Annotated in this window: 13 protein-coding genes; 7 read left to right on the forward strand and 6 right to left on the reverse strand. The window is 46.4% G+C overall.

Annotated elements, in window-relative coordinates:
- Together EZV61_RS18160 and EZV61_RS18165 are read left to right on the forward strand one after the other, a co-directional pair.
- The coding region (locus EZV61_RS18160) for a flavin reductase (RefSeq protein ID WP_205695410.1) at positions 1 to 426 on the forward strand (426 nt) is incomplete at its 5' end.
- A 229-nt stretch (positions 427 to 655) separates the two neighbouring features.
- Entirely contained in the window at positions 656 to 1150 is a 495-nt protein-coding gene (locus EZV61_RS18165; protein WP_205695411.1) for a GNAT family N-acetyltransferase, read from the forward strand.
- A gap of 283 nt (positions 1151 to 1433) precedes the next feature.
- Here EZV61_RS18165 and EZV61_RS18170 read toward each other — a convergent pair whose 3' ends face one another.
- The 3 genes from EZV61_RS18170 to EZV61_RS18180 form a co-directional block, all read right to left on the reverse strand.
- Positions 1434 to 2087, reverse strand: coding sequence for a hypothetical protein (locus EZV61_RS18170; RefSeq protein WP_165569660.1), 654 nt, complete (start codon positions 2085 to 2087; stop codon positions 1434 to 1436).
- A gap of 326 nt (positions 2088 to 2413) precedes the next feature.
- Positions 2414 to 2596, reverse strand: coding sequence for a hypothetical protein (locus tag EZV61_RS18175; protein ID WP_131417414.1), 183 nt, complete (start codon positions 2594 to 2596; stop codon positions 2414 to 2416).
- Between the two features lie 2 nt (positions 2597 to 2598).
- Entirely contained in the window at positions 2599 to 2865 is a 267-nt protein-coding gene (locus tag EZV61_RS18180) for a hypothetical protein (RefSeq protein ID WP_131417416.1), read from the reverse strand.
- A gap of 158 nt (positions 2866 to 3023) precedes the next feature.
- On the opposite strand from EZV61_RS18180, the gene EZV61_RS18185 reads away from it, so the two are divergent.
- From EZV61_RS18185 to EZV61_RS18200, 4 genes are all read left to right on the forward strand, one after another.
- The gene (locus tag EZV61_RS18185; protein ID WP_131417418.1) at positions 3024 to 3224 is read left to right on the forward strand and encodes a hypothetical protein; all 201 of its coding nucleotides are present in this window, start codon (positions 3024 to 3026) and stop codon (positions 3222 to 3224) included.
- Positions 3225 to 3581: 357 nt separating this feature from the next.
- Positions 3582 to 5456, forward strand: a complete 1875-nt coding sequence (locus EZV61_RS18190; protein ID WP_131417420.1) for a GGDEF domain-containing protein — start codon at positions 3582 to 3584, stop codon at positions 5454 to 5456.
- 177 nt (positions 5457 to 5633) lie between these two features.
- Entirely contained in the window at positions 5634 to 6656 is a 1023-nt protein-coding gene (locus EZV61_RS18195) for a hypothetical protein (protein WP_131417422.1), read from the forward strand.
- A gap of 73 nt (positions 6657 to 6729) precedes the next feature.
- On the forward strand, positions 6730 to 7086 hold the full coding sequence (locus EZV61_RS18200) for a hypothetical protein (RefSeq protein WP_131417424.1): 357 nt from the start codon (positions 6730 to 6732) through the stop codon (positions 7084 to 7086).
- 189 nt (positions 7087 to 7275) lie between these two features.
- On the opposite strand, the gene EZV61_RS18205 is transcribed toward EZV61_RS18200, so the two are convergent.
- Positions 7276 to 7950 (reverse strand): glutathione S-transferase, encoded by a 675-nt coding sequence (locus tag EZV61_RS18205; RefSeq protein WP_131417426.1) that lies wholly within the window; start codon positions 7948 to 7950, stop codon positions 7276 to 7278.
- Positions 7951 to 8080: 130 nt separating this feature from the next.
- Between EZV61_RS18205 and EZV61_RS18210 the strand changes: the two genes are divergently transcribed.
- Positions 8081 to 10411, forward strand: coding sequence for a peptidase U32 family protein (locus EZV61_RS18210; protein ID WP_131417428.1), 2331 nt, complete (start codon positions 8081 to 8083; stop codon positions 10409 to 10411).
- 43 nt (positions 10412 to 10454) lie between these two features.
- Here EZV61_RS18210 and EZV61_RS18215 read toward each other — a convergent pair whose 3' ends face one another.
- Together EZV61_RS18215 and EZV61_RS18220 are read right to left on the reverse strand one after the other, a co-directional pair.
- Positions 10455 to 10637, reverse strand: a complete 183-nt coding sequence (locus EZV61_RS18215) for a hypothetical protein (RefSeq protein WP_131417430.1) — start codon at positions 10635 to 10637, stop codon at positions 10455 to 10457.
- 5 nt (positions 10638 to 10642) lie between these two features.
- The gene (locus EZV61_RS18220) at positions 10643 to 11767 is read right to left on the reverse strand and encodes a sterol desaturase family protein (protein WP_131417432.1); all 1125 of its coding nucleotides are present in this window, start codon (positions 11765 to 11767) and stop codon (positions 10643 to 10645) included.
- Between the last annotated feature and the right edge of the window lie 216 nt (positions 11768 to 11983).

Below are 11983 nucleotides of genomic sequence, written 5' to 3' on the forward strand. Positions count from 1 at the left end.
CATACATTATGGCTCTGGCTTTTAGCTAACCCACGAAGGCGGAGGTCAGCACCTTTTGTGGGAGTCATATTGTCTATACCTCACGGAGGATTTATGTTTGTAAATGGAGTTGGTGTAGTCCTTTGTGGAAGTGCAGAAGACTATGTCGGTATGTCTATCGCGTGGCTTACGAAGGTTGAAAAGGATCATGTTCTGATCTCAGTACCTAAAGGCGCACTAGGTACTGAAAAACTACTCGAAGAAGGCCGGTTCACGCTTAGTCTTTTAGCTGAAACTCAAACCGAAATTGCACGCCAATTTGGTGGCAGCAAGCAGAAAGTTGTAGTGGAGAAAGATCAGACTTTTTTGTTTTCAACTGACTGGGGCACGCCGGCTGTGGGGGAGTGTAGTGGGGTATTTCTTTGCGAAGTAATAAGTTCTTCTTAACTAAATGATCAAGTGTTGGTTACCGCGCAATTATCTGGCCCAGTAGATTCCACTGAGCTGAGCCCGCTGGTTTTTCGTAAATCAGACTTCTTCGCTTAGCGGCTGGGTTCAACAATGCAAGTCACTAACTCGTCGCTACGCTCCTCGCGGGGACAAGTGCCACAAAGCGGCTTTGCCGCTAACTTGACCCTTGTTTTAGGCGTTTTCTCAATCAGATTTGCAGGATGCAATGTCAAACTTAGAAATTACGTATCGCCCGATGAGCGCTGAAGAGTTCGTTGGTTATCGAGAGTATTCAAATAACTTCCGAGGCTCCGAATTAGCTGCTGCATACGGTCACTCTCAGTCCGATGCGATTTCGCTTGCTAACGAAGAACTGGATGAGTGCTTGCCTGATGGTCTTTCGACTGAAGGTAACCATCTAATGTGTATTGAACACAATGGTGCCGGTGTAATCGGATACCTGTGGTATGTGTTCAACTCCGGTGAAAACTCAGCGTTTATATACGACTTTCAAGTTATCGAGCAGTTTAGAGGAAAAGGCTATGGCCGAAAGATCTTTGCCAAACTTGAACAAACGCTGAGATCTGAAGGTGTTGAGCAAATTGAACTATTGGTAGCCTACGAAAACAAGCAAGCAGCCAATCTATATGCCGAGCTGGGATTTAAACCCACAGGCGTCAACATGGTGAAGTGCACGAAAACTAACAATACACGTCACTAACTCGTCGCTTTGCTCCTCGGGGACAAAGGCTACAGCGCTCTGCTGGTAACAAAGAGGCACTCTCCCGACGTTGATAGATCTAACTATATTGAAGGGTTTGTTTTCTCGGCGTCATGAATTATCGGGCGAACATCTATTCCGGCCACTGTCACTCTTTGTGCAAAAACCGCACGAAAGACGCCAGTAGCCGGAGGCCGTTGGCACCAGCGTTAGACTGTCATGGCTGAACCAATGAATACTGAAGCAAGTTCAACCTATTCTGGTATGTATACTTCTTTATAAATCATCGTCTGAGGTGCTGATTGGTGGGTCTATTTTGTGTCAGTAAAAAACGAACAAAACAGAGCCCCATTCCTAGTAGGAAAATGCTTGATGGTGTCGGAACAGGCTGGGGCAATGGTAGAAATTGGTCAATATTTCGCACTTGTATATCGCCGTTAAAACCTGCGCCTGTATCATCATAAAAATTGATGAATGCCGTTTCTGATATTGAGCCATTGGTGACGGTTAGAATGTCACCAAATGTGAAATCCACTCCGTCATCAAAGAAGTCTTCTACATCCATCTCCCAGCTTAAGAAGTTCGCACTGACAGCACCAAAAGTTGAAGTTTCAAAGGGTTCAAAAGAGGCTAGGTTGACCTCATCTCTTTTCCATTTGAGCGTGTAGATCATCGCCTTGCCATCAGAGGTTTTGAGGATCTTTACCTCTTTAGCTTTTTTCTGATCAGCTTTTGAGAAACTCATCTCAACGATGCCATCTCCATTGCTATCTTTTTTGCCTTGGGTTGCTATCTCTACGCCGCTAATGCTGCGCAAAATGGCTGTTGCATCGGTGTTTTTATCGACACTTATTTTAATCAATCCTGCTTGTGCTGAAAATGGCAAAACAAGTAGCGCCAGCCCCAATACAAGTATGTGTTTGCTCATGACGTTCATCAGCATATCTCCAGTCAATTAGAAGTAAGAAAGCTTCCAAGAACACTCGAAATGGAGCATTTAGCACATCAAATAAGAGGTTTTTCTCTGTATGGCTTTTTGAAGCGTAACAACATGCGGCGTTTGCCATTTTCTATATCTGAAATTATAGCTGCTATATGAAAACACTGAGCTTACACCCACGCAAAGTGAACAGCGCTAAGCGCCTTTCATCTCTGCTTAAGTGGTACAAGCAAGTATGCTGTGATGGTGGAACTAAGAGCTCGCAGGACACCTACCCGAGGCGATGGCCAACGGACTAAGATTTTGTTTTTTTGATATCTTTTTTAGCTTCTCGGTGAAGTGCTACCGTGTAAGTCATTTTTGCTGTCCTTGCAATGTTGAATACCCAGCTCATCCTTAAGCTGATCGAGTGTATTGGTATTGCCTGATGTTTTGTTCATCTTCAGCTCAATACTGCGTTTGGCGATGAGAGCCTTCTCTGATTGGCTCACTGATGTGTCCGTCATGGCTAATCCTCACCTAGTTGCTTTTTGAATTCTTCGAGTGATATTGCGTCGTCGGCATCATTGGCTCTATCTGCGATGACAGAAACCTCTTCGCTTTCATCGAGCTGATCAAGGAACCAGTTGTACTGATCCTTAGTGAGGATCGCACCGACAACTTCACCATTTTCAGTCAGTAATACCTCACGTTGACACGACTGGATCTCAGCGATGGCAGTAAGCGTCTGTGCTGTGTTGTTAATGTCTATTTCCTTTAGATCTATATCATCCATCCGTTATCTCCTTTGGGGAATGATGCGTAGTTTTTTAAAAGGGGTGAGTACGAATGAGGAGGGTATCTATGTGTTATCACAGCCTGTGATCATTCAAAACAGAATGCATGAATCCCTTCACCGCAACGAGTTTATGCCTGTGGTAACGGAAATACAATGTGAATGAAAGTTTAGCGAGCCACACTCCCGACGTTGACAGATCTAACTATACCGAGGCAGTTGTCCTCGTGGCGTCATACTTCCGTGTGTGGTGCGATTACTTTGTTTTAGCCTCGCTTGAATTTGAAGAGGTATTTGTCTCATTTGACCAAGCGCTGGAAGCAGTGCAAACAGTGACGGCTAATCCTGAACGACAATAGCGGGGTCTACAGCAGGCCTATCACGGCTCTGCTAAACCTCTGCACATTTGCTTTAGTTTTGGCAAGCCAAGGCACGCACGAAAACTGTTGGTCTAGGGCTTTGCTCTGGTGTGTATTAGAACGAAGCTTTTTACTTGGCGGAACCTATTTGCGGCACCAACATCCTGACGATGACCAAAATTTCATTAGATAGATCACACCTTTGTCATTGAACCGGTTCTGCCGCACCGGGATATCTCTAATAGTGTGAATTACCGCATTCGTTGCCAGATGGGATTTCCCTTATAGTTTCAGCATTCATCGGCAGTTCTCTATTTCACTGTTGATTCGCAACTCTATTTATCGAGATCCTATTTGTTGACCCGAAGAAAACCGATAACCACTTGGCTATCAGCTGTTCTGTTATTGCTATCCATGTTGACCTTTGCGGTAGATGCTGCGGCAGATGATGCTGCGACTTTGGTTGAGATAAACTCGATAAGACAGTTGATCAAAGAGGGCGATATTGGTCATGCCAAATTGCGGTTTCAGGGGGTAGAGCGCCCAGAAGATGATTATGCCAGTTGGATGGCTGAGTACTATCTGACTGAGGCTGAGTTGATGTTTGCCCTGAACCCCACTGAAGTTCGAGAGATCCGGGCTGTGATCGGTTTGGCCCAAGGGGAACTCTCTTTACGGATCGGCTCGCCGCTATATGCGGATGTATGGCTATTACAACTGCGCCTGAATGCGACAGATCGTGAACTGGATTCGGTCATGAGCCAAATTGACCAGGTCGTAGAGTTAGCGGTAAGCCACAAACGTCCAGAGCTTGCGATAGAAGCGCTGTTGTTTGCCGCCGAGTTAACGAATGAATATGGATTCAATTTGCTTGGTTTTGAGCTGCTTCAGCGTGCATCCGCCATTGAATCAGGTTTAGGCTCTGCGCGGATGGAAGCGGAACTCGCCCTTGCTTATGGCAAGTTTTATGGTTCCACGCTCATTTTAAAACGTTCAATATCAGAGTTGAATCTAGCGCTTGATTACTTCAAGTTGCACGGACCGTTTCGACGCTATATTGATAGCCATATTGCGATTGGTCAAAGCTACTTTCTAACGTCAGATTACCAACAAGCAGAAGCGCATATATTGCTGGCGGAACGGCTGGCCAGCGAATCGGATCTTGCCGCTCAGCACCGCGATTCTGCATACGCATTGGCCAGAATACGTTTGGCGCAAGGGGAGTGGCTACAAGCACGGGAATATGCTCTGAAGGCATTAGCCCTTAGCATTTCTCTGACTGATCAGTTTGATTTCTTTAAGATGCGCAGCAAAATCGCGCTGGCGCAAAACGACCTGTGGACGGCAGAAGCCGCGCTAAATCGTGCTTTTCAGCATTACAACCAACTTCCTCAATCAAAGCAGGAGACCCACAGTGGAATTGAAGTGTGGCAATTGTCTGCAATGCTGGCTGCGGGCAAGGAGCGTTTTCAACAGGCTTGGCACTACGCCCAAAAATATGAGGCGCTTGAACAACAGGCGCAACGAAAAGTCGGTACTAGCGGCATCGAAAGCCTATTGATTGAACTGGATGTGACGCAGTTGAACAGTCGTAACCGCCGCTTGCTTGATAGCAACCACGAGTATCAAACAAAATTGGCGGTTGCAGCAGAACGCTTGCGTATGCAGAACATCATTGATCTGCTGACGGTAATTCTTGTCGTATTCATGATCGCTTTCTTTGCTCGCCTGGTTTACGAGAAGCGGCGTTTGGCTATGCTTGCCAATACCGACGCTCTGACCGGACTAAATAATCGTCGAGTGGGCTTGGAACGCACGCAAACGTGGTTAAGCCAACACCCCGATAAAGAATTGAGCGTTGTGCTTATTGATATCGACTTTTTTAAGAAAGTTAATGACCAACATGGGCACCAAGTAGGGGATCAGGTGTTACAGCAGTTTGCGCAGATCCTTCGTGACCATTGTCGCGGCAAAGATATCGTTGCTCGTTTAGGCGGTGAGGAGTTTCTGTTGGCGCTTCCTTGTGATCAACATAATGCAATGCAACGCGCCGAAGCGTTGCGAGCGAGCTGTGAACAAGCGCAGTTTTCCAATGGCCTACGTGTTACCGCCAGTTTTGGTGTGGTCGTCGGCAAAGGTCATCCGTTTGAACTGCTGTATGAAAAAGCCGACCAAGCACTTTATCAAGCGAAGCGTGAACGGAATAAGGTGGAGCTGGTTTCGATAGCGTGAGCGTCGTTGCATCTTTCTTGCGTACAGAAACGAACCTCATAACGCCGCATTCTCGTTTTCACCGGCACAGATGGATGCAGGTAGTCTCCTCTTCCTGCTAACTGCTTGATAGTTATAAAGTCGAAAGCGTATATTGGTGATTGATTGGCCGGCGCTGTTAAGGGGTAAGAATAGTAGGTGAAAAAATCACAAATAGTAGAAGACAAAATTATTTCAGCAGTGAGAACGTTTGCTAGCTCTATAAACCCGAGTGGCAAAGTCGTAGCTGATATGTCTGAACTAATTGAAGTGACATCTCAGTTGCCTCTTTCGAGTTTTGATTACTGGGAACGTTTTATTCGTTCAGAATTTCATTCAGCTATTAGGGGGTCTACTCCCTCGAAGTGGAAAGTATGGTCAAAACCTAAGGAATTAGTAACTTGGATTGATCTTATTAGCTGGGATGGTTACAAACGCGAGAAAGCGCTGCGAGCCTTGTCTGGGACTGCCCCGAACACTTTCTTTTTTTCTCTTGCGGTTCGTCGACTCAACGATTGGGTGCCTCAAGTCCGCAGAGCCGCAAGGGAAAAACTTCCTGAAATAGCAAATTCGGCTGATCCTAAATATGTAGTTGAGGCTTTATGCGTCACGCTTTCGAATTGGAATTCATGGGGCAGAATAGAAGAAGCAGATAAAGAGGTGCTTTTGAAAATTATCTGTAAAAAGGAAATAGCAGAGTCCCTTCGGTCTAAGTTAGTTTCATCTGCTTCTGGACCTATGCCATCACTTTTTTCTCAGCTTGGGCGCACACCGATACTTGATGGGAGAATTGAAAAAATAGCTAAGTCCGCTATTCAGCCTTCGGTGCGAGCTAAGGCATACCGCAGCTTATTTGAAGGGCGAGTTGTATGGTTTGAAGGTCGAAAGTGGGAGTGGACGGATATACGGTACTGTGAAGGCAGACTAAAACCTATCGTTGGTGAACGAGCGTTGGAAGTTGAAACTCCACTATTAGACTTACTGGAACTGTCATCTGAAGATCGCTCATCTATCGTTAGACGCGTTTCAGCAGAGATATTGATACGGGAGTTAGGCAATCTAGATTCAAAAGCCAGAGCGCTTGCTGAGCGTTTTGCCTCAGATAACTCGCACTCTGTATCTGAAAGGGGGGATTTTGCCTTAAAGAAATTGGAGGAGGCGGCATGTGCCGATGTCTCTTAACAATCGCATGTTGTTGAACTGTTTTTCCAGTGCGCTACCAACCATCTGTGTATGAAAGTGTTATGGTTTTATTATGAATAAAGATCAACTCTGCAGAATGTTAGAACATGACCAAGGTTTAAGTTGTTCAGTGTGTAAGAAAGAGAGCAAGAAGCACTGGACTAACTCAGATGGCCTAGAAAACGACCTGACCAAGGTTGGTGACGTTGAACCCGAAGATAGTAGGGGATACGACGAATATAAAGAACGAGGTTCAAACCCTTTTTCGGAGACTGCGCCGCTTAGCCTATCTTATTACCCCTATAACTGTAGTAGCGTATATAAATGTGGCTCCTGTCATGCTGTCATCTTAATCTATTTAGAGACCGGTGGTCATGGTGCAAGGTATCAAGCAAGGTGGGCTCAAAGTGGCTTGGAGATAACGCCCTGATCTAGCCATGTAGCACAGCCACTGAGTGGCTGAGGCATCTTTCTAGGTTCGTTTTGTATTTACCACTTACGTCAGCACAAAGCGCTGTAAGCTAAGTTTGCCGTTGATGACTATGCTGGTGGAGCGCTTTATAAATACCTGTCTGGCAGAGTTGTGTGGCAGTTTGAGGTATTGTCTGTTCCCTGATCTTTATCCCCCAAAAACAATCTCCTCACGGTTATCCAGCCACAGTGGGTGCTTTGCCATGACTTTGGTGAAAAAGGGGCTCTGCAAGTAGCTGTTCAGCCATCGTCTTAGGTTAGGGTAGGCAGACTGTAGGTACCATTGACGCTCTACTTGGGCGAATTGGCGGATAAAGGGCAGCAGGGCGATGTCGGCCAGACCCTCTTGGTTATTGAATAAAAAGGCGTTGTTGATTAAGCGGTTTTCGAGCTGTTTTATATATTTCTCACAATCTATTCTGCACTCAATCATGTTGTCTTCATGATAGCGCTTGGCGCATCTATATTGTTCTAAGCAGGTTTTAAACTCACTGTCGAATATATGAATCAGACCTAGCATCTCAGTTAGGGCATGCGGAATCTCTTTTTGTAAGAGATTATCTGGGTCTGATTGGTGTAGCGCCCAAAGCATCACGTCTAAGCTTTCGTCGATGACGCTGCCATCGCTAAGCACTACAACTGGCACGGTGGCTTTAGGTGAGGCTTCGATCATCTCTTTGGGCTTATCGCTTAACACGACATTTCGCAGGGCGACGGGCTGTTTGGCCTTAAAAATCGCCATACGAGCACGCATCGCGTAGGGACAGTTTCTGAGTGAATAAAGCACGGGTAGCGCGCTAGCCTGGCTGTTGTCTGGGTTCATTGTTTTCGACTTGTTTTGATCTGGGAGTGACCCGCATAGCAAGCCACTTTAAGGTATTAATCAGAGAAATACATGAGTAATATTGCGCCCTTGATACTAAGCCGACTGACTTGCTGGATCCCCTTGCCACATGACTCCTAAAATCGAACTGTTAGCGCCCGGTGGCGACATTGATGCCATTAAAGCCGCAATCATAGCGGGTGCGGATGCCGTTTATTGTGGTTTGGATACCTTTAATGCACGAAATCGTGCCGCTAACATTTCATTTGATGAGTTGGTCGGTGTTATTCGGTTAGCGCATCACTATGACTGCAAAATCTTTTTGACGCTTAATATCGTTATATTGGAGCGCGAGTTTAAGCCGTTAGTTAAGTTACTGAGTCGGTTGGCGAATACCACTCTCGATGGTGTAATTGTGCAAGACTTAGGCTTGCTTTATGTGCTTAATGAGTACTTTCCGTCATTGGATATCCACGCCTCGACCCAGTTAACTACACACAATGTTGGTCAAATACCTTTTCTTAAACGGTTCGGCGTGTCGCGTGTGAATCTGTCCAGAGAATTAAACCTACGTGAAATCACTGCCATGGCGAGCGCTGGGCGTGAACACGATGTGCTGACAGAGGTGTTTGTTCACGGGTCATTGTGTATTGCCTTTTCTGGCCTCTGTTATTCCACATCCGCCAGCGCCGGGAACTCAGGTAACCGTGGCCGTTGCAGCCAAGCGTGTCGAGAAGAGTATGAAACGACGCCATCGGGCAATAACTTTCCGCTAAATATTAAAGATAATTCAGCCTTCTTCGACTTACCTAAGCTTATCGATGCTGGGGTGCACTCTTTCAAAGTGGAAGGGCGGATTAAAGGCGCTGGCTATGTTCATACGGTGATTGATAGCTTCCGCAAACAAATTGATGGTTTTGTTGCTACGGGCGAATTGCTCGAGGACGGTGAGCGACTGTATAAAGTCTTTAACCGTGATTTTTCCAACGCCTTCTTGCGTGGTGATCTAAACCAATCGATGTTTATTGAGAACCCGCGTGACAACTCTAAGTCTTACGCCATTGAGCAAAGCAATGCTATCTCTGTTGTTGAGATCCAAGAAGTTGAGCAGACGTTGGGGGATGAGAAAGAGCAAATCAATGTCGATGTATCCGAGAAAATAAAGCATTTATCGATAGAGAAGATATCCCTGCGTATCAAATTTTCTGGCACCGTCGGTCGCCCTTTATCGATCACTTGCGTTACCCAAGCGTATGTTCCCGGCAGTCTCTCGCTAGAGGAAAAAACGGTCACGCTGCAATCTCAGGGCGTGTTGGTGGCAGCGAAAGAGAACTGCATCGATCAAAGCGCCATTGAAAAACGGTTTAATAGCTTTAACAACGCCAGCTTTGATTTGATAGCACTAGAGTCAGGTGGGGTAGAGGAGGGCGTTAGCATTCCTTTTAAAGAGTTATCACGGTTGAAAAGAGAGCTGCATGCGGTATTAACGAATAACACCCCTGTGTATGCTGAAGTGACTCTGCCCAAGCTGGCACGTCATCGTAAAAATGAAGACGTTAGCGCGGGTTCTGGTGCCAGTGGGTCAGCAGCTAACCCAGCCAAGCTATCCATTTTGATATGTGACGATACCGATTTGGATCTGTCGCATGTCACTGATGCCGACATCTACTTCAAGTTGCCTGATGCCTATAAGCGGGGCTGCACCAAGTATGTTGATTTCTTCAATGAAAACCCCAATTTGATCCCGTGGTTTCCTGCTGTATTGATTGGCAAAGATTTTGATGTGGCACTAAATATTCTGGAGCAGGTGACGCCGCCGCTGATCGTGACAAACAACACCGGGATCGCCAACCGAGCATTTGAGCTGGGCATCAAATGGATCGCCGGTCCGTTCTTAAATACAACCAATTCATACAGCTTGCTGGCGATGAAAGAATACTTTGATTGTGCGGGTGCGTTTATTTCCAATGAGATAAGCCAGCAGCAAATGAAGTCGATTGCCCGGCCTGAAAACTTCAAACTGTTCTACAGTATTTACCATCCGATTTTGCTGATGACCAGCAGGCAGTGCTTCTTTCAGCAGAGTGTGGGGTGTGAGAAGCCACGTATAGATAATGGTTGTATGTTGTCTTGTGATAAGTCGACCAGCATTACCAACGTGAAGGGAGCGTCTTTTGCTATTGATAAGCAAAAAGCGGGCTACCCCAGTATTTACAACAGTGATCAGTTTTTGAATATGGCGATTATTAGCGAGCTGTCAGATCTGTTTGATGGTTTCATGATCGACCTGACCAATATCGGCTCTGGTGGCAAAGAGATGCCAGACAAAGCCACTCTGATCAAACAGTTTGAACACCTACTCAATGAGCAAGGCTCATCCGCAGCATATGAGACTGCGCAAGCGACCATCAACGATATGGTGATTGAGTCGACCAATACGCAGTATCACAAGGGGCTGTAATCTCCCAAGATTTACGCTTCTGAGTTCTATATGGCTAGCCGGCTTATGAGTCTCCTTTAAGTCGGCTAATGCCTACGTAGAGCAGGCCAATGGTCAGTACTATCGGGAGCAAAGGATTACTTCCTTCTGCTTCCGGTTGTACTTCGATAAATAGATTGTATCCAATCCACCCGCCAAGTATTAATCCCAAGCCTAAACAGATAATGCCAAATAGTTTTCCTAGCATCTGGTTTACTTCCCTTTAAACGGATAGAGCAACTGGCCAATGAACGTGCGCGGCAACCGTGATGTGGTGCCGTAGTGCGCAGGCCAATGTTGGGTTGGCATGTGGTAGGTGCCAAATAGGCGGTCAAACAGCGGGGTATGGGCGCTGTAGTTGGTATCTAACGCCGGTTTTTCCGAACTATGGTGCCAATGGTGGTATTGCGGTGTGACCAGCAAATACTTGATAGGACCAAATGGAATGCCGAGGTTACTATGGATGATGATCGCCTGCAGGGCGGCAAAGGTGACGTAGAGATCCAGAGCTTCTTTGCTTGGTGCTAACAGATACAGCGGGATCATCACCAATGAGCGTTCGATAAACACCTGCACGACGTGGCCGCGAGAGCCTGCCAGCCAATCCATGCACTCTACTGAATGATGTACGGCGTGAATTCGCCACAGTTTTGGGATCTCATGGAAGATCCTGTGTTCCCAGTACAGGACGAAATCAGCACAAATAATGATCAGCACCACCTGTCCCCACAAGGGGATGGATTGGATAAAGCTTTGTAGATCTGCACTGACGGCCCAGTTGAAGTGGCTAACAAAGAAGTTCGCGACCAGCAAGATCACTGAAATCAGTAGATGATTAAAACAGAAATAGAAAAAATCCAATCCCCACTCTTCCCGCAGGATCACTTGCTCTTTGTATTTGGGGAACAGTTTTTCTAGCGTGGTAAACACGATAGTGGAACCGAGAAACGCCAAGATCAGCCAGTCGACACCCAAAGAAAGTGGCGCAGGATCAACCGGGCCCACCGGGATCATATAGCCACCTAAAGCAAAGCTGATCAGGGTTAGGCTGATCCCTGTTGCTCCCATGCGTTTACGTTTGTTGAGGGCAAAGGTCATTACGCCAAAAAATAGTGAGAAGTACATGGCGTATTTCAGCAGGTGTTGTAACGATTCTGCATTGTAGGCGGCGCGTAATTCAGGTGTGGTGAGATACGAAGGGTATAGGTAGGCAAGCACCGCCAATAGGCTTAATCCGCCGAGAAACATTGATAGGTAGCCACTGATACGGCCTTGCCCGACCACAAACATTTTCTCGGTACGTGGGGTAACCTGGCGTTGCTGGTATTGGTAACTCATAAACGATCTATCTTCCTTAATCTAAACGCGTGAGTACGTTGCCTGTTGCTCCGTTGGCGTAACTATTGGCGTGTCCGTGACTTTCGCTGGTTGCGCTACTATAACGACACTGCTGTCTGGGAGACAAATCTAATCTGAATTGCTGATCTTTGCAGTTGCCTGTGTGGCGGGTTGTTGCACAGGAAAAAATCAGATGCACGGTCAGCGGAATATTTT

The organism is Corallincola luteus (assembly GCF_004336975.1).
Taxonomy (GTDB): domain Bacteria; phylum Pseudomonadota; class Gammaproteobacteria; order Enterobacterales; family Neiellaceae; genus Corallincola; species Corallincola holothuriorum.